The following is a 22,668-nucleotide window of genomic DNA, read 5'->3' as shown; positions in this document are numbered from 1 at the left end:
TCAAATATAGACGCTTTTTCATACATTTATCCCAGTTTTTTATTATTTATTTCCTATCCAAAGTACTTTTGCATAAGACTATCAAATAATAGCTGTGCTTCATCAAGTGCCCTTTTCACCTCAACTTTTGATTTGTTGACGTGTGTAGCAAAATTAGCAAAATATTTTTGTTCTTCATAATTTGGAAAATAGTATTCAAAATCTCTAATCTTCTGCATATTGATTGAAGCCTGTGCTACTTTAGATGCAAATGACATTATATATTCGTTTGTATACATTAAAAGGTGCACTAAAAAAACTGGATTGTATTTTGACTTATCCACTAAGGTGATTTTCCCGACATTAGGTGCAAGATGATATTTATTATCTTCATCGACTAAAGCAACATCACCAATTGTACCAGCATATGTTATGAGAATATCTCCAATATAAAGCTTTGATCTGGGTAAAAGATTAGAAGTTTCTCTGTCAATCCATTTTATATTATCTAAGATAAGTTGTCCTCTCTTACAGTTCAAACCTCTAAGCATTATAACATCATCTCCTGAGCCTATATCTTTATATTTTATATACTTAGTAAACTCAAATCCTGCCAATTTTGTTACAGAAGCAATAGTACCAATTTTCTGTCTATTAGTTTTAATCTTATCACCCTCTACCAAATCTCCAAACATCTCAACAAATCGGGCTCTAATGAGATTATCAAACTTTTTTAGTTCTTCTTCTCTTCTTTCAATTATTAACTTACATTTATCAAGTATAGATACTATATATGTCTGTTCAGAAAAATCGGGCAATCTAATCTCAAAATTGGAAAGCCAACCAGTATTCAAATTTACTTGTGATGCACCTTTAACATTTTTATTAACTTGCTTCCAAAACGAATTAGAGTACATCCAATATCTCAAGTAGTTTAAATTACATCTATCTTTGGCTTTATTGCGTAAATACCCCAAACTAACAAATGAACCAAACAAAGGTGTTCCTTCCGGAATAATTATAGGTTTTCCTATAGTACCTACACGACAAAATAACATATCACCAACCTTAGGCTTAGCACCTTCAGAAAGTGAATTATATTCTTTTTGAGAAATAAATTTACACTCATCAAAACATATCTTTCCACCACTAATATCCTTAACTGACAAAAAAGGAACACCATCTAATACATACTCTGGTGTATGAGTTACCCCTAAATATATATCTGTAATCTCATTTAACTTAACTTTTTCAGTCATTATTTTCCCACACAAACCTCAATTTGAGGTCCCTTTCAATAATTCTCTTAATACTCTGGTCTCTTCCATTATCTGTTCGTTCAGCTTCTCTATTTCATCCAAGATCTCAGATGTCGGCGGATATTCTACAGGGACATACTCCACTTCCTTATATTTATTGATAGACAAGTCATAATCTTTTTCTATGATTTCACTCTTAGGTACCATGAAGGATTTATCTGTACGCTTTCTGTCCTTTTCCCCGTCAAGATTTTTGAATCTGGCTATGATATCCGGTATATCATTATCTGCTATCGGAGTTCTCTTATCATCCAGACTCTTGCCGTCCGCTGTCATATCATAAAACCAGACATTATCTGTTCCACCATGATTGGTCTTTGTAAATATAAGTATACCTGTAGATACTCCCGCATATGGCTTAAAGACTCCGGACGGCATAGATATTACTGCTTCCAGCTTTTGATTTTCTATCAATTCTTTTCTTATAGCCTTATGAGCATTGGATGAACCGAAAAGCACACCGTCAGGTACTATGCAGGCACATCTTCCTCCAATCTTCAACATTCTTATAAAGAGTGCCAAAAACAATAGCTCGGTTTTTTTAGTCTTGCATATTTTCAATAGATCTGTAGATACTATATCAGCATCAAGGCTACCCTTAAATGGAGGATTTGCAAGTATAAGAGAATACTTATCCTTATCAGGATTTTGATCGGATAAACTATCCCTATATTCTATGCAGGGATTTTCGATACCATGAGTCATCATATTCATAGCACCTATACGAAGCATGGTTCTATCCATATCAAATCCATGGAACATACTGTTCATAAAATGCTCTTTATTCTTTTTGTCCATAAGTACTTCTTTTTTATATTTTTCTTTTAAGTACTCACCACTGATTACAAGAAATCCTGAGGTACCGCACGCCGGATCACATATAGTCTCATTTGGCTGTGGGTCCGTTATTTCTACCATCATTTTTATAATATGCCTTGGTGTCCTGAACTGACCGTTTACACCTGATTTTTCAAGTTTTGAAAGCAAATACTCATATACATCTCCTCTGACATCGGTACTTTGCTCCTTATCCATTATTGCGTATATTTCATCCATAGCATCTACTATCTTTGAAAGCATTAGAGGTGTATTTACTTTAAAAATAGCATCACTCATATATTTACTGTATGCACTTTTTTTATCACCATGCAGATTTTTTATAAAAGGGAAAACCCATTCCTGCACTATACTGTACATCCTTTGCGCAGGAAAATCATGGAAAACAGACCATTTCAGCTGTTCGCCTTCCACTTTACGTCCATCTATCTCCACCTCACCGTCAAATATACTCTTAAAAGGTAATCCAAGCATTGCCGCTTCTTTTGCTCTTATATTGTCTGCACTGTCAATATCTCTGATAAACATAAGATATGTCATCTGCTCCACGACTTCTAAAGGGTTTGTAATACCTCCTGTCCAGAATATCTCCCACAATCCGTCGATTTTATTTTTTAATTCGCCTGTCATAATCTCCCTTTCTGTTTTCACAAAATACTTTTATTTCAAATTGTTTTTATATTGTAAATTCGCTTCAGTTTTTCTCTTGAGGTCAAAAGCTTTTCTTTTAAGTCGGCTATCCTCCCAAGTTCCTCTTTATACTTCTCCCCTATTATATTCTGTTCCTCCAGCGAAGGCAAAGGAATCTCAAGTTTTTTCAGCTTTTCTAAAGAAATTGTCGGGATTGCACTGCCGACATATATACTTTTAAATAAGGCTCTTCCAAGTTCACTGTCAAAAAGTGCCTGCACATAATATGGATCAGCTTTCGTCTCATCTATTTCAAGAATAAACATATTTCCTGTAGCCAATATTTCTATACCTTCTGCCACCTGTACAACTGCCGATTTAAAGTCCGGTGATCCCGTCTTTGTCAAAATGATTGAATTATTCCTTGCATAAAACTTCTTTAAATTAGGCTGTATATCCTTCAAGTACTGATTATCTGTAAAATAGATATCTCCGTCATTTATATTTGACAACATAATATATCTGTAGTTTGTAGGCTCAGCTGATTTGTTTTCATCCAAATCTGATGCCCTCAGCTGTGCTCCCCTTGTTATACTCTTTACAATGTTCGCAATAGCAACACCGTCTTTAATCTCAGGTGCTTTCTCCAAGTATCTTCTTGCATTGATTATATAATCATTTTCTGCAATCTCCTTTATACTTATTGTGATAGAGTTCTTACCATCTTTTTGTAATAAATCCAGTATATCTGATATGTCATTATCCGATAATACATTCCTTCTTCCTTCTTTTGTAAAATTCTCACCGGCATCAATCATCTTAATATTAGTGTTGCCATGACTGAAAATCACAAGGGTTGTTGCAACAGATATTCCCGGAAACAACTTTGGTGGTAGCAAAATGGTTGCCTCTATAAATCCGCTTTTAACAAAGTATTCTCTTATTTTTTTGTCTGTAGAATTCCATGTTGTTCCGTTTGTCATGACAGCTACAGCCTTTCCGCCTGATTTCATCTGCTCAACCAATTTCAAGTTAAATATCCAGTCTGAGGAAGCTCTCTTTATATTATCAGGCAACATTTCCATATCTTTTACAATATTTTCCATATCCGGAAAGTTAATCAAAAAAGGATAATTGGCAAACAGCTTATCCGCCTTATTTTCCGCTTTGTATGTCATGGCATCACTCAAAACCGAAGATATATCCCTTTCCAATACTGATGCCCTTATATTTGCAATAAAGTTATTTGCCATACTAAGCTCTATACCGGTATATTTTATATTCTCTCTCAGCAATGCAAGCTCAACAAAGAAATTCCCTTTGCCTGAACAAAGCTCCAATACACTCTCATTTTCCTGTACATCCAATATCTTAGCTGCAAGCTTTAATATTCCTCTAGGAGTAGATGTCTCTCTTAAACTGTCTTCCAAATCATTGTTAAATAACAGATAGGCAAGCAGATTATCTTCATCAAATCCATATATCTTTAATCTGTCTAATACAGGCCATATATCATGACAATAATAATCCAACTCCATTTTTATACTGCTGTCTACATCGCAGCTGCTCTCAAACAATTCAATACTGTCAAGGTCTTTAATGTTATCTTTGGACGCTCTGTACAATATATACGCTAATATGGTTGAATATCTTGATTTATTATCACCTGATATTACCCTAAGTTCTCTGTCTATAGCTTCTGAAATACCCGATGTATCAAGCTTTTCCAATCTTTTAAGATATGTTATATCCATATCCCTCCTTTTAGGTTTTTAACAACCTTTATTTTTAAGGTTATAATAAACCTAAAAATCATGGGAGTCAAGCTTTATTTTAAGGTTTTTAATAACCTTATATTATTTATAAATATTTTCTATCAAACACATTTTTTCTTCCCACATTCCCCCTATTGTACTATAATCATACTATAAAATTCAGAAAGGACATTAAGATGAATTCAATAAAATCTTTCTTATCAAAAAATCTTATAGGTATGCTTGTATGCTTTCTCATTGCTCTGCCGGCTTGGTTTCTGGGGAAGAGATTTCCTATAATCGGAGGTCCGGTGATTGCGATTATTGCAGGTATGATAATTACTCTTGTTTGGAATGATAAGGGCATGGCAGGTAGCGGAATAAAGTTCACTTCAAAATATGTTTTGCAGGCGGCTGTTGTTTTCCTTGGGTTCGGCCTTAATCTAAGCGTTGTACTTCAAACAGGCAGGCAGTCGCTCCCTATAATCATATGCACAATATCCACCGCACTTATAATTGCCTTTATTTTACATAAGCTGATGAAGATCCCCGGCAATATTTCAACTCTTGTTGGAGTAGGTTCTTCCATATGTGGAGGCTCCGCCATAGCGGCTACAGCACCTGTAATAAATGCGGATGATGACGAGGTGGCACAGGCCATATCCGTTATTTTCTTTTTCAATGTATTGGCTGCATTGCTCTTTCCCGTTTTTGGAAAAATGATTGGCTTTGATACTCTAAGCGGAGAGGCTTTCGGAGTATTTTCAGGAACTGCAGTAAATGACACTTCATCCGTTACCGCCGCCGCTTCCACTTGGGACAGTATGTGGAATCTGGGCACTCAGACTCTTGATAAGGCTGTTACGGTAAAGCTTACCAGAACTCTTGCAATCATTCCCATTACTTTGGTGCTTGCAATAATCAATGCAAAGAAGTCAAATGATAATAAAAACGGCTTCAGCCTTAAAAGATCATTTCCGATGTTTATAATATTTTTTATTATCGCATCTGTTATCACTACTGTTGCTTTAAGTGCAGGTGTTCCTTCACATTCCTTTGCTCCTTTAAAGGATTTCAGTAAGTTCTGTATCATTATGGCAATGGCTGCAATCGGACTGAACAGTAATCTGATAAAGCTTATCAAATCCGGTGGCAAACCTATTATACTAGGTGGCATATGTTGGATAGGAATTACCGCAGTAAGTCTTTTGATGCAGCATATACTTCACATATGGTAAAATTAAACTCACCCAAAAACTTGACAAAGAACCCAAAAAAGGCGGCTGTCGTTTCCCGACAGCCGCTCTTTACTTTGCACTTATACCGATTTGAACTTTTTCATCCTGTGTGAGTGTTCTTCCTGCAAGTATATTGTCTACTTCCTTTGAGACTTCGTCTTCACTCAGTATTTTATATACCTTGGCCTCCGTATAATACGAGGTCTTTGCACTTTTACTGTCATAATTTGAATAGTAGTTCTGGTCTATAGCTATAAGCTTACCGTCAGGTGAGATATGACCGTTGACGGTATACTTTTTTACTGCTGAATTTAAAGTCATTCTGACCTTTCCCGTTGAAAAATCTACTATATAACACTTTCTGTCATTTTCATTATTTCTGATCATCATCAGCAAATCTGTATTTGCATTATACATATTTACATCGTTAAAACTTAGAGGAGTCTGCCTGCAGGCATCATCCATATCCCATGTGACAAGACCGCTCTTATTGCTCCATGTGAATGCGGTGTTGTTCTTTATTCCCTTAAGCTTTATCTCATCGCCGGTATTTTGAACATCCAGTACTTCTCCCGCCACATCATCAATATGCTCTCCGTTTTCCATATCGCATATTGATGCCGTGCCTGATATGTTATTGAAAACAAGTATCTTCGAGTCCGGTGATAATATCATCTTTCCCGAATCGTCTTTTATATCACTGTAGCTTTTCACCTGTTCCATACTGTTTGAATCAAATACTCTAAGTCCGTTCTTACCGTCAGCCAACAATATTTGCTCACTGTCATTTGAAAAGTTAAATACAGATGAAAGTGAGTCCATCTCAAGTTGTTTACTGTCATTTTCCTGTAAATCATATACTTTCAGTACAGGTTTATCACTGTCTAATACAGTAACAACAGTCGCATAGTACCTGCCGTTATTTGATATCTTATAGTACTTACTGTCAGGTGCGACACCGTCTATTGTAGACTCGTCCACATTTATCTTGCTGCTTGTCTTTCCGTCATCGCCTGAAAGTAAAACATCTTTTCCGTCAGACAAAAGCATCTTTGAAGAATCGTTTGAATTTGCCATTATCCTTGCATATATCGATTCTGATGAGACTCTGGATTTTAAATCAATTATCTTTATTGCCTGACTCTCATGTGAGTTTGCCAATATCTTACTTCCGTCTTTTAAGAACTTGAATTCGACAGGTGTACCGCTTCCGTATTTCAGATTATCCTCTACAACCGCATTATCCTTCCATATAGAATAATTCCCGTTTTCTCCAAAACCTACTACGGTATTTGTATCGGGATTGTAAACATAATATTTCAGGTTAAGTTTTTCAAAATATATCTCATCCGATATTTCTCCGCTGTTTCCGTCCAATATATATATTTTGGTATTTGACTTTACGGCAATCTTTCCTCCGTCGTCACTTTCATATATAACCTTGTTGTCATCAGGATTTATATACATATCTTTTCTGAAAACTTCCTGCTTGTCAAAAGACATCTTTATTATTTCGGCATCTGTAAGCAACAGTATATTTTGGCCGTCGGCAGAATATGCGGCGGACTTATACGGCTTATAAGAATCTTCCTGTGTAATAATATTCTTTTCGGATATCTTCGGTATAACATCTATTATACTTCCGTCTTCCATACTTCTTCTGGTAACCTGGTCGTCAGTATTTGTATTCAATGTTATAAGTATCTCACTGCCGTCTTTTTTTATATCTGCAGATTTTACCTGACCTTCAACTGTGAATTCAGATTTCTTCTCCCAGTTTATGGTATCATATACATAAAATACGGTACTGTCATTATATAATACGGCATAGAACAGTTTTGTACCGTCTGTTGAGAACCGCATCAGCATAGGTATACCTTCTATATCAAGTACAGCCTTTTGTTCGCCTGTATTGATATCGTATATGATACAGGTGTTATCAAATGAAGCCGATGCCAGATACTTATCGTCCACAGAAAAACTTAAAAGTTTTACCTGCTGACTGTGCCCTTCAAATTCCTTTATTATTTCTCCGTTTTCCACACTTGCTATAGCGGTGTTATTGTTATCAAGACCGTATGCAACATATTTCTCGTCATTGCTTAATGCCATAAATGTCATGTTGTTTTTTGTGGGAATCACTGTAAGTGTGGAAGCCCCTCCGTGATATATAACACTGTTGAATATGGAGAACTCTTCAGCCTTTAAAGTATTGTAATGCTTCATATTTTTGCTTATAGGTTTCATAGCCTCTTTTGCAACAAGAGCGGCTTTTAAATAGTCTCCGTCACCTGCATAGTCCTTTGAAGTCTTCATCAAAATACTTGCATTTGACTGCACCGCCTCCTGCCTTGCAACTTCCGCCTTGTGATAAGCACTCGCCATAAACATTCCGAATACCAAAAATACCGCGCCTGCCGATAATGAAAGGTTTAAAATTCTTTTATTCTTTCTTTCCCTATCTCTTTGCTTCAAATCTCCGAAGCTGCAACCCAGTATAGTTGCCATTATTCTGTACTTTTCGGTCTTTAAAAGATTTATAGACTGCTTCGTAAGCTCATTTAATTTATGCTTATCCTGTATACTTTCATATCCTTTAAATTCATCACTGAATATCTCATCAGGTCTTATATCCGCCGCCAATATCTCATGCCCGTCACCCTGATCTTTTATTTCTTTTAAAGGACTTGGAAAGGCTTCATCGGGTTCTCCCTCTATAAGTACAGGTATTATCTTTTCTTCACCATGTAAGCCTTTGAATATCTCTATCTCTTTTTGACACCACTCAGACAGCGGAGTTCTCTTTGAACATATGACTACCAGATATCTGCTTTGTGCAAGCGCTTCTTCTATAGATGCACCGAGATCTCTGGCTGCAAGTTCTTCCCTGTCACGAAATACCCTGAAAACAGGTCTTTTACCGTCTTTATAAAACTCCTTCGGAGCCTTAAATGTCTCTATCATCTGATGAACATATTTTGCTACAGTCTGATCCGGCTCCACATGCCTGTAGCTTATAAAAGCGTCATACTTATAGCTGACTTCATTGTACTCATACGATGCATTCAGCATTTCATCAGACGATGTTCTATGCTTCTTTTCTTTTTCCATTATTATCCTCTCCCAAAAACAAAGTAAACACCGATAATAAATCATACTCCGGATGACATACATCAAACTTATCACCCAGCACTCTGTTCCAATCATCTATCAGACACGGATGTGTCTTTAAGTTCTCGTCCTTTTTTTCTCCGTATACAAAGTTCATTGTATAATAGCTGTTACACCATCTTTTATGCTCAAGACTTGAAAGAAAATCAAGTATAGGATTGGCTTTCAAAAATTCACGAAACTCTGTCTTAAACTTCTCACTATCCGTTTTCATGATTTCTTCCAATTTTTTAAACTCTTCGAACTTTTTATTCAAATAGTCCTTTATAAAATCCTGTGACTTATCAAAGAATATTTTTCTTAATATATCTTCCTTCACTCCTGCGTGCATTGCCGACAGTCTTGAAGATGTCTTCTTAACATAGGAAAGCTCATTCCAGCTGCTGCCTCCGCCCATTAAAAGCAACTGTGAATACTCGTTATAGCTGTTATTGAACTTCTTGGCATGATTATCAAGAGCCTCTCTTATAAGGATGTCACTTGTCATAATCTGAGAAACGTCCCCGAAGAGCTTTATATTTTCATCCTTGGGCAGTGCATAGGTCAAATCAATATTTGACACATTTCTTATTATCTTTGCAACATCAATGAACTGCTTATTTATTATATTCAGGTATTTAAGACTTTTTACCACATCCTCATTCATCAAAAATATTAGTGAAGGTCTTTCCTTCATAATTCTTAAACTCTCATATAAAGGCACTTTATTAAAGTCCGTTATATGAAAATCCAAAGTCTTTTTTAACCCTATATTTTCGGCAAACAACTTTTCCGTCTTGGTATCGGCATCATAATCCATTATACTTATAAGCGTATCCTCAGTAAGCTTTGTAGTCATATCATTTGCAATGAACTTTAATAATGTACCTGTAAGTTCATTTATACCAATCACCACTATATGCATTCTTTTGATATTTTCATCTATCTGCTCTGCCGATATTATATCTCCCATAGAAGATAATGAATCCATACTCTTTGATATACTCTCATTTACAAGACTTTCACACATGATTTTTCTTACAGTCAAATCTGTCTGATTAAAATGTGTCGTATCTATTTTTTTGAGATTTTCTTTTTTCTCTCTTTCATAGACAATCATATCTTCAATATACGATGATACGGTATTTGACTCACACTTTATATAACATCCTATATGTCTTTGCGGCTTTATCCTTTTTATCACATTTATATAAAGGGCATAGTTTTCCAAATCCGTATCCGAACAGAAAAACATATATTTTACATTATTGATATTTACAGTATTTAAAAACTCTCTTATCTCATTCTTATCACTTTTTTCAAAGTCTATCTGATAAGTCGCCACTCCCTTTTTCTCATACTTACTCTTCAGATTGTCATCTATAAAATGTTTTGATATAAGTGATATCTTATAAGAATTTTTATCATCTATAAGATTGTTAATCAATGTCTCTCCCATAACGCTGTTTTCAAAGACAAGGATATGATTTGCACTTATCTTATTAAACCATATATTTTTTATATGAAGCAAAGTATTTGAAATCTTGGTAAATATAAAAGTGGATGTAAGTATCGGTGCAAGCCACTTTGCAATCTCATATAAAAAACTTGTTTTATCATCCGTCGATATAGGGGGTGTGAATAAAAACAACTTTATAACTCCGTATAAAACAGTGGAAAGTAATCTGAACGGATTGTGAATCGTCATCCTGTAATATTCATACAGGCTTACAAAACCTAAAATAAATGTAATAATCAGTAAGGCAAGATAAATCTTTTTCTTGTAATAATTTCTATTTTCCTTCATAATTGCTCCGCTTCTTAACGGCTTATCATATTTTTTATAAAAAATAAGCCAACACTCTAATTATATATGATTAGAGTATTGACTTACAATCACGATTTATAAATATAAACTTAATATTTTATTATTCACGATTTACAATGTCTTTATAAACCTGTCAAATGCTTCCTGTCCTTCTTCGTCCCTCTTATAAACTCCGGCACATTCAAGTACTTTTACAAATACCTTACTGATTTCCGCCTGAACAATGCTGTGAATATTTTCTTTTTCTATATTGTAGTTGCTTATCCACTCATCCACCCAGTCTGCATGCTTTTTTAATACTTCATTGTTGCGGATGTCCTTATTTTCAAGTATATACTCTTCAAGTTCTTCCATCTCTCTTTTCAGTCTGGCAGGAAGTACTGCAAGTCCCATAACCTCAATCAGACCTATATTTTCTTTCTTTATATGGTGAAGATCGGCAGAAGGATGGTATACACCCCAAGGGCTCTTTTCTGTAGTGATATTATTTCTAAGCACCAGGTCAAGTTCATACAAATCTTTATGCATCCTTGCAATAGGTGTTATGGTATTGTGAGGTGTGCCTTCAGTCTCACTGAAGATAAAAGCTTCCTCATCACTATATGCTCTCCAACTTGATAAAATGTGGTCGGCCGCCTGTACTATCCTGTCAATATCCTTTCCCTGAAGTCTGATTACGGACATAGGCCATTTTACAATACCTGCATTCAAATCCTCATAACCTTTAAGTACAAATTTCCTGTCATAAAGCGCCTTTGCCATTGCAAAAACATATCCGCCTCCCTGGAAATGGTCATGACTTAGTATGGAACCTCCTACTATAGGAAGGTCGGCATTTGAACCTGCAGTATAATGTGGGAAAAGCTTTACAAACTCAAGCAGTTTCTTAAATACAGCCCTGTCAATTTTCATCGGTTTATGTTCTTTGTTGAAGATAATACAGTGTTCATTGTAGTACACATATGGTGAATACTGTAAAAAGTAATCCTCACCGTCCAATGCTATAGGAATCAGTCTGAGATTTTGCCTTGCAGGATGTGAGAATGTTCCTGCATAGCCCTCGTTCTCCATACAGAGTAAACAGCTTGGATAGCCTGACTTTTTTGCCGCTCCGGCTTTTGCAATATCTCTGGGATCCTTTTCTGGCTTTGAAAGATTTATAGTAATATCAATAGGTCCGTAGGCTGTATCTGTCACCCACTTCTCATCCTTTGCTATACGGTCCACTCTTATATAGTTTGACCTCTTACTAAGCTTATAAAAATAATCCGTTGCAAGCTTACTGTCCACACTGTATATTTCCTTAAATACTCTTCTTACTGTAGACGGCATCGGTGTCAAAAGTCCCATAATTTTTGTATCAAAGAGGTCTGTCACAGTCACACTGTCATCTTCTATAATTCCCTCTTTCAGAGCAAAGTCGCACATATCCTTTAGAATATCCGCAAGCACTCTTTCTTCCTTGATTTCTTCTTCATGAAACTCCACCTGATTAAACAAAGCCAGCAAACTGTTTGTCACAAATACTTTGTCATCTTCATCCACCAAATGCTCACTTAAAGCATAATACATAAGCTCATTTATAAGTCTGTTTATCATCTTGTTTCTAAACCGCTCCTCATATATTTTTAGTCTGTTAAAACATTGTACAAGAGGTTTAACACCCCTGCAAAAACCATTACCGTTATCGGATTTTTATTATATTTTATCAAAAGTATCATGCATACAAAAAATATCACAATCATATGCAATCTTATACTCTTTATTGTCAGCATATCAAGTCCGAATGCCTGCATCAGTATCTTCACACCCGATATTGCAATCATTGCAACTACAGCCGGTCGTAAGACGGCCAGTATTGACTGCAGCATTGATAACTTTTGGTACTTTGTATACAGCCACGCTATCACAGTCACCAGTATCAAAGCCGGCAATATACATCCGAAAGTCGCAGCCATTGCACCGAAGATACCTGCAATCCTTATGCCTACAAATGTAGCGGAATTTATCGCAATCGGTCCCGGCGTCATCTGTGATATTGTAATAAGGTCTCCGAACTCGGCCGCACTGAGCCAATGATTTGTATTCACCACTTCGCTCTCTATAAGCGGCATTGCGGCATAACCTCCGCCGAAACTGAATGCACCTATCTTAAGAAAGCTTATAAAAAGTTTCAGATAAATCATAACGCCTTCTTTCCGGCTTGTACTAAAGTCTTTATAACGCCTATAAGAATGCACAGCAAAATAATATATATTATATTTATTTTAAAATACAGACTCATCACAAAAACCGCAGCCATTATCACAAAACTTATTTTGTTTTCCTTTACAATACCAAATCCCATCTGAATGCTTACTGAAGCTATCACGGCTCCTACACCTGCCTGCATACCGTCAAGAATATAAGCTATAAATCTGTTCTCTCTAAACAATGTATAAAACACCGAGATAACAGATATTATAAGAAAAGGCGGAATAACAGTGGCAACGGTCGCCACCAACACTCCTATTATACCTGCAAGCTTATATCCCACCACTATTGCACCGTTTACTGCAATAGCTCCCGGAGCTGACTGTGCAATTGCCACAAGGTCAAGCATCTCTTTTTCTTCAATCCAATGACATTCGTCTACAAATTTGTTTTTCATCAAAGTGACTATAACATATCCGCCTCCGAAGGTGAATGCACTTAGATACAGCGTTGACAAAAAAAGCTTGATAAGAACTTTTTTATTCATTGTCCTTAACGATCTTATCTATCTTTTTTAATTCCTCATCACTAAACTCTGTATTCTTTATAGCAGCTATATTGTCAAGCACCTGCTCAGCCTTTGATGCGCCTATAAGTACGGATGTCACAATACCGTCTTTTAATACCCAAGCAAGAGCCATCTGTGCAAGGCTTTGCTCTCTTTTCTTTGCCGTCTCGTTAAGCTCTCTTATGGCGTTTAATTTCTTTTCTGTAAGATTATCAGTCTTTAAGAATCTTCCGTCGGTTGCTATTCTGCTGTCACTCGGTACGCCGTTTAAGTATCTGTCTGTCAGAAGTCCCTGCGCAAGCGGACTGAATGAAATAATTCCCTTATTCAGCTTTGCCGACATATCCTTAAGACCGTTGTTCTCAACAGTTCTGTCAAAGATTGAATATCTGTTTTGATTGATAATGAAAGGCACATGAAGCTCACCAAGGATCTTTGTAGCCTGCTCCAAGGTCTCACCGTCATAGTTTGAAAGTCCCACATAAAGTGCTTTACCGCTGTTTACTATCTGTGCTAATGCTCCACAGGTCTCTTCAAGCGGTGTGTTCTTATCCATTCTGTGGTGATAGAATATGTCCACATACTCAAGTCCCATTCTCTTTAAGCTTTGGTCAATACTTGCAATAAGATACTTCCTGCTGCCGAAATCCCCGTAAGGACCGTCCCACATGGTGTAGCCCGCCTTTGTACTGATTAGCAGCTCATCTCTGTACTTTCCCATGTCTTCTTTCAGGATAATGCCGAAATTTTTTTCAGCACTTCCCGGAGCCGGACCGTAGTTGTTGGCAAGGTCAAAATGTGTGATACCGTTGTCAAACGCCGTAAATATGATTTTCTTCATATTTTCAAGATTTGAGTGATCACCGAAATTGTGCCAAAGTCCCAAAGATACAAGCGGTAACTTCAGTCCGCTGTTTCCGCAGTATGCGTATCTCATCTTCTCATATCTGTCTTCATTTGCATGATACATAAAGATCTCCTTTCAAATCAATCTTCAAATTCTTTGAACATCATTATAAAAATATTTATCATTGCAAGTGCTGCAAGAAAAATTGCCTTTTCAGCCATAAGCTTCACTGCAAAATATCCTATCGCCGTACCTGCTATAAAAACTAATATACATACATAATAATATAATCCTTTTTCTATGGCGGACCTGTCCCCCGTCTTTATTCCGCGATACATATTCTGGGTTCCGGTCTTTAGATTACCTGTACACATGGTGGTAGCAATGGCTGTACCTCTTATCTTCGGAAATGTGGCAAACTGTATTCCCGATATCATAGATATTATGGAATTGGCAACCCTGTTCATTTCCTGAGGCAAAAATCCTACTACTATAAATGCGAATATCTCAAACATCACCAGTATCTGCCTCCAATGTATCATATTTATTCTTTCTTTTCTATATTTTATTATCTCACATATGGCCACGCCTACAGCAAATGATATTATCGGTATAAGATAATTGACAGCTTCAAAAAACTTGCCCTCACATACCTTAAGTGCCATCAATATAATATTTCCCGTCTCGGCATTTGCAAAAACCTTTCCACGGTTTATATATGAATATGCATCCATAAATCCGCCTGAAAGTGCCAAAAATATGCCGACCTCTATGGACTCTGAAATCTGCCTTTTATTCATAGTTTTTTTCCTCTTTATACACATCACTTTATTTTAGAACAAATTTCAAATAAATAAAAGCAATAAAAAAGTATAGCCGCAAAAGACTATACTTTCTTTGTTTAGTTCAAACTTGTAAATCCGTCAAGCGCTTTCTGTGCCTTCTCCTCGGAAGTACTGCTCGCTGTAATAATAGCCATAAAGTTTCCGGACTTAATATAAATCTGCTTTCTGTATACGGTATAATTTCCGCTTGTATCGGTAGCGTTCAGTGCAATGGTCTCCTTTCCGTTGAACCTTGCCTTATCGCTCTCGACGCTGACATTTACCATACCTGCAGCCTTATACTGATTTTGCAGCTTGTCCACAACCTTTGCAAGTTCGGTCTCATTTTCAAAAGGTGTACCCATCTTCTCTATGACTACATTCACACTGCTGACACCCTTGCCGTTCTCACTGGTAGCATATACATCCATATATATACTGCTGTCCGCCTCTTCCTGTGACATACCTGACTGTTTGATGAAAATATCTCTCATCTGTGCGATATTGTCTCTGCTTTGCATCTTGTAGCCGTTGGCAGGTGCATCAAACTTGATATTGAAGACGCTGTTGGTATATACATTGTTTTCTTTTTTTCCTCTGTAAAACTGTATATCGTCCTCCGCATGACTCTCTTCCTCAATTACCGCAGCCTGAGTTGTAGTCTCAGCTGTAGTAGGAGCTTCGGTAGTCGTAGTCGCAACTGTGGTAGTCTCTGCAGCCGCAGTTGTACTTGCCGTAGTTTCACTCTTGGCACCGTTACTGCAGGCAGTCATCACCACTGTTAAAAACAATAAAGGTATAAAAATATTTTTTTTCATATCAATACTCCATGTAATATACTTTTTTACATATAGTAAAATTTTTGTGTGATTGCTTTATGATAAAATATTACAACAATGTGATTAAAATGTAAATATTTTTTTAACCTGCCTTTGTTTAATTGTTAAGATACTAATGCAAAAACTTAAAATTTACCCTTTAAAACTTTATTTTGCCTTTGTAAACATTGCTAAGCAGTCCTTTATACTCTGCTCATCCAAACCGTTTACGGCTATTACCGCTACATGGTCTCCGGACTTTATAAATACCTGTGTATGGTACTGTGTTACACCGCCTGAAGTCAACTGTGCATTAAGACATGGAGCATCTTCTCCCAAGAACTTTAGAGTAGAACTTTCCACTTTTATATTGTTCTCGCCTATTCCCTCATTGTCCTTCTTTATTGTAGCTATATTCTCATCTATATAAGATTTAATATCCGTGTTATCCTTCAAAACACCGAACATCGCTATTTTTGTATAACTGTCGTCATATGCATACATCTCCAATGTATCATCACTTGACATTGATCTCATAGCGTTGAACTCTTCAGATCCTGCCATTACCATACCGCCTGCCTTGGCATCAAACTTTATATTGAATTCGTCATTTGTATACACATCACCGTTAAGTGAACCCTTTATATCAGCGGCTGCTGCACTTGAAGTCTCACCGGCACTTTCCGTAGTGCTCTCGGCAGCAGTCTCACTGCTTTCTTCAGTAGTTGCCGCAGTGCTCTCTACAGTACTTTCAGCTGTAGTCTCCGCCTTGTTTGCTTTACCGCCGCAAGCTGTAAAAGACAGTGCGGACACTGTCAAAATACCGATCATTATAAGTTTAAAATTTTTTCTCATTTTTCCTCCTGAATATAATCAACTCTTTTTATACAGTGGCGTCGGATTCATTTTATCTTTAGCAAAATCCGCCTGCTTTAAGGTGGCAAAATCCAGATATACCACTTCTCTTAAAAGGTCTCTGCAACTGTTATAAATATCTTTATAATACTTTCTTACATCGCTGTCATCTATATCCGTTATTATAAGATATGACTTTGTACCTGTCTCATCCACTCTAAGCATCATATCTATTAAATTTATCTCGCTGTGAGCATTTCCGAATGCGACCAATCTCCTTTTTATAGCCGCCACTTCTTCATTATCAGGCGGATACCCCAAAAAATTTTTCTCTCCGCCCTTTGCGACCTTTGTTTCTATTTTGGCATCACCGAACTGACTTTGATATCCGGATGAATTCACTATATTATTGATATTTTCCGAATTCATATAGAACGACTGCGGACCGTAAGGATTGATAATAAATCCGCCTTCACCTTTTAAAAATCCCACAATATCGGGAAAGCTTTCAATAATTGTTTCCATTTTCCAATTTGCAACTCCCATATCCGACCATTTTTTCAAGGCGACCCAGTCTGTAAATACAGGAAGTGCATTTATTCCGCCTTGAAGTTCGATACCGTAGATATCTATCTTTGTATCTTTTTTCAAAACCGTACTGCCGCTGCCTTTAAAATCTTCAGACATTCTCACAGGCAACAGATAATGTGACATTACCATCTCTCGGAAAAACAGATTTATAAAGTCTTCATCATTGTAGTTATTATCATATTCGTATAAAAGACCGAGTATATAAGGATTTTCTACAGCCTTGTTCACATCGGATTCTATTTGAAAGTCTATATTTGTAATCAAGGCGTATTTAAAATCATCACCCTTATCTATACTTTCAAACCCTATATTTGCATATGCATCCGTAACAGATTCGCAATCATTGCCTGCACTGTCTATAAGCCTTGCTATCTTTAGATGAGATACTTTTCCGTCTTTAAACAGTACGGTAACATCCTCTTTTTTTACAGTACCGTAAACATCACCTTCAAGCAGTATACTTCCCTCGTCTTTACTGCCCTTTACCAACATGGTAAATCTGCCCTTAACTACTTTGTTTTCTTTATTATCATCAACACTTTTTTCAGATGAAAAAGCATCTTTTATCTTATCCCAAAACATATATACTCCAAAGTTACTTCGCTTTTGTAAAGGCGTTCAAGCAGTCTTTAACAACCTTTTCATCTTTAGCATTTATAACTATAACGGATACATCCTTTCCGGACTCTAAAAATACCTCTGTATGATACTGTGTTACACCGTTTGCAGTCAACTTTGCATTTATACAAGGAGCATCCTGACCCAAAAATTTTATAGTGGTACTTTCCGCCTTAATATCTCCTGCACCCTCATTATCCTTATTAATTCTTGCTATATTTCCGTCAATATAGGCCTTTAAATCCGAGGTTATATTTACAAGTCCGAACAGTACCGAGCTGCTGTTTGCAGTGTCATGTGCATACATCTTCAATGTATCATCATGTGTCTTTTTTTGCATATCGCTAAGATCCTCGGTACTTACCATCTCCATATTTACTGTTTTGGCATCAAACTTTATATTAAATACTTTATTGGTATATACACTGCCGTCATATGTACCGTTCATATCTTCATTGTTTGCACGCTCAGCAGTGCTTTCTACAGTACTTGCAACAGGACTCTCCGTCTTACTTTCAGCTTTACTCTCGGTCTTGTTATCTTTACAAGCAGTTATGGAAAGTGCCGACAAAACCACAATACCTGCCATTATAAGTTTAATATTCTTCTTCATCTTTCTCCTTTATATAATAATTTACTCAGCCTTTGTAAATGCGCCAAGGCAATTATCAATACTCTGTGCATCTTGTGAATTTACTTCTATTACAGCCACATGATTGTCCGACTGTAAGAATACTTTTGTACGATAATATGTTACACTTCCCGAAGTCAGCTCTGCGTGAAGAGACTCTACATCCCCACCGAGGAAGTTTATTGTAGAGCTTTCCACTTTAACATTCTCATCACCAAGACCTTTATTTTCCTCTTTTATTGTAGCACTATCTTCATCTATGTACGACTTTACATCGGTACCGTCATCCAGGACTGTAAAATTCACCCTACTTCCCGAATCTCTGCTTTTTGCCTCCATCTTTAACGAGTAATCATTGTGGCTGATACTCATAGCATTAATCTCTGCTGCACTGGTCATCTCCATATTTGCAGCTTTTGCATCAAACTTAATATTAAATACGCTGTTGGTATACACATCCCCGTCGAGTTTACCGTCAAGCTCAGTATCCTTTTTGTCATCTGCAAAAGACTTCACCACTATATCCTTATCCGCCTGTGCACTCTCTTTTGCTTTATCTTTACGGGCGCAAGCCGTTATATAAAGCACAGACAAAACTGCAACACCCATAATTATAAGTTTAAAATTTTTCTTCATTTTTTCCTCCTATATCCGGAATATACTTTTGTCTTAGTATACCACATAATTTTTATTTTATTTACTGATATTGCTGAAATAAATCAAGTCCTTTCTGTGCCTCTTTTTCGTCCTTACCGCTTGATACTATAATCATCATGTAATGATCCTTTACTACAAAGAGATATTTCTGACACTGTTTTCCAACCGTTGTATCCACGTAAATATCCAAACATGATAATTCATTACCGAGAAAATGTGCATCCGATTTCTTTACCCTTGAACTTTTTAGCTGATCTTTTGGGACTTTACTAAGTTGACTTTCCATTACCGCTTTATGTGCATCCAAATATTCATCCATAGGCATCAACATATCGTTTTTTGCCAATGAAACGCTGATTTTCTTTGTAGTGTCGTTATTATCAACCGCAAACATATCTGTAAATGATTTACCGTCTTCGATATGCTTCTTTACAGCATCTAAATCCGATTTATCTATACCGTCATTTCCCAAATTTTTAAGTCCTTCTTCGCTTACAAAATCCAGACCTGTTTTGCTTATATCAAACTTTATATTAAGCATCTTATTTGAATAAACTTTATCACTTACACTACCAAGCTCAAGCGTATCTTCAGAGCCGTTAACCTCGGATGTCTCTTCAACGGCTTTTGTATCCGTATCGGCCTTTTTATCTGTATCTGATTTTGTATCTGCTTTATCTGACTTATCCGCTTTACTGCTTTTTGCATTGTTACCTGAGTCCGAATACTTTTCAAACATTCCCAAATACCTGTCAATATCCTCGGCATTATCACCTCTTACATGAATTTCCATAAAGTATTCACCCATTTTCTTATATAATGTGGTATCGGCAGATTCTATACCGTCCTCATCTATGATAACATCCACACTAAGTAACTTGTCTCCCAGAAAATCTCTTGTTGTCTTTTCTACTTTAGGGTTTTTAAATCTCTCTTTTTGCTCACTTCTTTGCTTTTTTACCTCTTTATCAATATAATTTTCCAAGCCGTCTTTCATCTCATGGTGTATATCCTTATATATCTCCACCTCCACATGATTTCCCTTGTTCTTATTATCATAAGCCTCCATATCACCTATATAATAGCCCTTATCCAGTCTGTCATGTACGGCTTCCATATCCGACCTTTTTACCACTTTGCCGTCAAGCCTGTTTGTAAATTCCTCTTCCGCAGTTACATCCATATCATTTACATTTCCGTCAAACTTTAAGTCAAGCATTTTGCTTGTATATACTCCGTCAACCACTTCACCCAATACAATGTCGTCATCTTTGAACTCACTTACAGTCTCATCGGATTTTTTATCGGATTTTGAAGCACATCCTGAAAAACAAAGTGATAAAGCAGCAGCCAGTATTCCCAATTTAAAAATTCTCTTCATAGTCTCCTCCAAATATATTTATTCCTCAATTTTACTGATTGCATCAATCATTTGCTTTGCTGATAACTCATCACCGGCATATGCAGATATCTCAGCAATATAATTTCCAACTTTTAAATATTCACTCCTTTGATACATATCAACACCATATATATTAGTATATACACTTATATATGGTCTGGTTTCTCCCAAAAATTCATCCTCACCTTTTTTTATCTCCGAGTATATACCCTTCATGTCATATTTATCCTTTAAGCCTGCCATTTGCCTGTTTATATAACTGTCTAGGTCCTTTAGTGTATCCTCCTTTTTTATAAGGACGCTTAATATACTTTTATTTTCAATATCTGCACGCATATCCACAAACTTGTCACCATTTTCCAGAAGTTGCGATACCTCATCAATATCCCACTTTTTTTCATCGGTACTATAAAATCTATTATTTTCTTCTTCCCTACTTTTTATCTTCATTCCAAGTGTTTTTTCATCAAATCTGATTCCGAACATCTTGTTTGTATAGATACCGTTATTTATCTCACCGATAGAAAACTCAAAATTATTATCAACTTCCTCCCCCTCATTTATACTCTCTGATGAATCTGTTGTTTCATCACTATCAATCTCAACTTGTTTATCTAATACTTCAAATAATTTAAATCCGTCTTTTGGTGCCGATGAATATTCTCCCCCTGAAGAAATAACGGTTATATATTTTCCTCTTTTTATAAATGCTAAATCTATGGTTGCTGTTCCGTCATAATAAACCTTTTTAAATTCTATACCCGGAATCTCTTCTCCAAATAACTCTATTGTTTTTTTACTTGCATTGAATTCCTTTTTTAGTTTATTAAGTTCTTTTTCAAGAAATGTATTCAAATCATACTCGGACTTATAGACAAATATCGCAATAGCTAATTTATTATCAGGTGTAGTCGCATGCATATCTACAAAATAATCACCTTTATTTAAAACTTCTTTTACAGATTCTATATCTGCTCTGTTCGAATCATTATATCCAAACTTCTTTTTAATTTCCTCATCATTTCTAAACCTTAAATCATTAGCTTTACCGTCAACTTTTAAGTTAAGCATCTTATTTGTATATATACCGTTTTCAATTTCACCGACGGTGAACTTTACATTTGCATCTAAATCAAAAATATATTTTGGCTCTACATGCTCTTCATAATCCGGAGCTACAAACATACTCAAAACTTCCTGAATATCCTTGCTGTCTTTGCCCTCAACTTTTATCTCAATAAAATAATCATCAACTTTCATATATAAAATACTTTCAGCATATTCTATTCTTTCTCCGTTTAAGCGAATATCTATGCTCTGTACTTCTTTATCCGTCAATGTTTGCGTTGACAATTTCACTTCAGCATTATCATATTCTCCTTCATATTCTTTTTTTTGTTTTTGTAGCTCAGTTTCAATATATTTTTCCATGCCTTTTTCTTCGATTTCTCTATATATTTTTATACTGACATATCTGTGTGCACCTGACTTATCAAAGGCTTCCATATCATTTACATAATTTTTCTTATCTTTACCTGTCTGTATAGAGTCCGTATCCGAGTATTCTTTCATATCTCCTAATTCTTCTCTACTAATCACATACATATCATGTGCTTTTCCGTTAAGTTTCAACTGAAACATTTTATTTACATATATATCTTTATTGACTTCTCCCAAATAAAGATTTGAATATTCTAAATCTATATTTTCTAAATCTGTATTTTCTAAATCTGTGTTTTCTAAATCTGTGTTTTCTAAATCTGTGTGTTCTACTTTTTTCGATTTATTTCCACACCCTGAAACAAGCAATATGATTACCGTAATAAGCCATATAATTATTAATTTTAAAATTCTTTTCATAATCTTCTCCCTATTTGAAAAATACAAGTTCTCTATTGCTCAAATATATCTTATTAAGATTATAATATT

Annotated in this window: 18 protein-coding genes; 1 reads left to right on the top strand and 17 read right to left on the bottom strand. The window is 35.9% G+C overall.

Annotated elements, in window-relative coordinates:
• Window positions 1-53 precede the first annotated feature (53 nt).
• Genes EHW90_RS11805 through EHW90_RS11795 form a run of 3 tightly spaced genes read right to left on the bottom strand, consistent with a single transcriptional unit; the run spans window position 54 to window position 4,519 of the window.
• The gene (locus EHW90_RS11805; protein ID WP_124952920.1) at window positions 54-1,238 is read right to left on the bottom strand and encodes a restriction endonuclease subunit S; all 1,185 of its coding nucleotides are present in this window, start codon (window positions 1,236-1,238) and stop codon (window positions 54-56) included.
• Window positions 1,239-1,256: 18 nt separating this feature from the next.
• Window positions 1,257-2,765: a class I SAM-dependent DNA methyltransferase gene (locus EHW90_RS11800; protein ID WP_124952919.1), complete on the bottom strand. Its 1,509-nt coding sequence runs from the start codon at window positions 2,763-2,765 to the stop codon at window positions 1,257-1,259.
• 35 nt (window positions 2,766-2,800) lie between these two features.
• Window positions 2,801-4,519, bottom strand: coding sequence for an N-6 DNA methylase (locus tag EHW90_RS11795; RefSeq protein ID WP_124952918.1), 1,719 nt, complete (start codon window positions 4,517-4,519; stop codon window positions 2,801-2,803).
• A 197-nt stretch (window positions 4,520-4,716) separates the two neighbouring features.
• Between EHW90_RS11795 and EHW90_RS11790 the strand changes: the two genes are divergently transcribed.
• Window positions 4,717-5,757: a YeiH family protein gene (locus EHW90_RS11790; protein ID WP_124952917.1), complete on the top strand. Its 1,041-nt coding sequence runs from the start codon at window positions 4,717-4,719 to the stop codon at window positions 5,755-5,757.
• A 69-nt stretch (window positions 5,758-5,826) separates the two neighbouring features.
• On the opposite strand, the gene EHW90_RS11785 is transcribed toward EHW90_RS11790, so the two are convergent.
• The 14 genes from EHW90_RS11785 to EHW90_RS11720 form a co-directional block, all read right to left on the bottom strand.
• Window positions 5,827-8,868, bottom strand: coding sequence for a toll/interleukin-1 receptor domain-containing protein (locus EHW90_RS11785; RefSeq protein WP_124952916.1), 3,042 nt, complete (start codon window positions 8,866-8,868; stop codon window positions 5,827-5,829).
• The gene (locus tag EHW90_RS11780) at window positions 8,846-10,714 is read right to left on the bottom strand and encodes a hypothetical protein (protein WP_124952915.1); all 1,869 of its coding nucleotides are present in this window, start codon (window positions 10,712-10,714) and stop codon (window positions 8,846-8,848) included. Before EHW90_RS11780 ends, EHW90_RS11785 begins: the two co-directional genes overlap by 23 nt.
• A gap of 132 nt (window positions 10,715-10,846) precedes the next feature.
• A complete protein-coding gene (locus tag EHW90_RS11775; RefSeq protein ID WP_124952914.1) occupies window positions 10,847-12,334 on the bottom strand; it encodes a UDP-glucose--hexose-1-phosphate uridylyltransferase in 1,488 nt (495 codons plus the stop codon).
• Between the two features lie 29 nt (window positions 12,335-12,363).
• Window positions 12,364-12,921 carry a chromate transporter gene (locus EHW90_RS11770; RefSeq protein ID WP_124952913.1) on the bottom strand — a complete coding sequence of 186 codons (558 nt, stop codon included), beginning with the start codon at window positions 12,919-12,921 and terminating at the stop codon, window positions 12,364-12,366.
• Window positions 12,918-13,475 (bottom strand): chromate transporter, encoded by a 558-nt coding sequence (locus EHW90_RS11765; protein WP_124952912.1) that lies wholly within the window; start codon window positions 13,473-13,475, stop codon window positions 12,918-12,920. Before EHW90_RS11765 ends, EHW90_RS11770 begins: the two co-directional genes overlap by 4 nt.
• Window positions 13,468-14,466 (bottom strand): L-glyceraldehyde 3-phosphate reductase, encoded by a 999-nt coding sequence (gene mgrA, locus EHW90_RS11760; RefSeq protein WP_124952911.1) that lies wholly within the window; start codon window positions 14,464-14,466, stop codon window positions 13,468-13,470. Before mgrA ends, EHW90_RS11765 begins: the two co-directional genes overlap by 8 nt.
• Before the next feature lie 17 nt (window positions 14,467-14,483).
• A complete protein-coding gene (locus EHW90_RS11755) occupies window positions 14,484-15,143 on the bottom strand; it encodes a YoaK family protein (RefSeq protein WP_124952910.1) in 660 nt (219 codons plus the stop codon).
• Between the two features lie 101 nt (window positions 15,144-15,244).
• Window positions 15,245-15,985: a hypothetical protein gene (locus EHW90_RS11750; protein ID WP_124952909.1), complete on the bottom strand. Its 741-nt coding sequence runs from the start codon at window positions 15,983-15,985 to the stop codon at window positions 15,245-15,247.
• 168 nt (window positions 15,986-16,153) lie between these two features.
• Window positions 16,154-16,840, bottom strand: a complete 687-nt coding sequence (locus tag EHW90_RS11745) for an acyl carrier protein (protein ID WP_124952908.1) — start codon at window positions 16,838-16,840, stop codon at window positions 16,154-16,156.
• Window positions 16,841-16,858: 18 nt separating this feature from the next.
• Window positions 16,859-18,013: an SseB family protein gene (locus tag EHW90_RS11740; protein ID WP_124952907.1), complete on the bottom strand. Its 1,155-nt coding sequence runs from the start codon at window positions 18,011-18,013 to the stop codon at window positions 16,859-16,861.
• 13 nt (window positions 18,014-18,026) lie between these two features.
• On the bottom strand, window positions 18,027-18,662 hold the full coding sequence (locus EHW90_RS11735) for an acyl carrier protein (RefSeq protein ID WP_124952906.1): 636 nt from the start codon (window positions 18,660-18,662) through the stop codon (window positions 18,027-18,029).
• Window positions 18,663-18,683: 21 nt separating this feature from the next.
• A complete protein-coding gene (locus EHW90_RS11730; protein ID WP_124952905.1) occupies window positions 18,684-19,316 on the bottom strand; it encodes a hypothetical protein in 633 nt (210 codons plus the stop codon).
• Between the two features lie 61 nt (window positions 19,317-19,377).
• Window positions 19,378-20,718: a hypothetical protein gene (locus EHW90_RS11725; RefSeq protein WP_124952904.1), complete on the bottom strand. Its 1,341-nt coding sequence runs from the start codon at window positions 20,716-20,718 to the stop codon at window positions 19,378-19,380.
• Between the two features lie 18 nt (window positions 20,719-20,736).
• Entirely contained in the window at window positions 20,737-22,599 is a 1,863-nt protein-coding gene (locus EHW90_RS11720; RefSeq protein WP_124952932.1) for a pentapeptide repeat-containing protein, read from the bottom strand.
• Window positions 22,600-22,668 lie beyond the last annotated feature (69 nt).

The sequence above is a fragment of the Lachnoanaerobaculum orale genome, from assembly GCF_003862485.1.
Classification (GTDB): domain Bacteria; phylum Bacillota; class Clostridia; order Lachnospirales; family Lachnospiraceae; genus Lachnoanaerobaculum; species Lachnoanaerobaculum orale.
The sequence above is the reverse complement of the archived record's forward strand: the minus strand, read 5'-3'. Positions and strand labels throughout refer to the sequence as shown.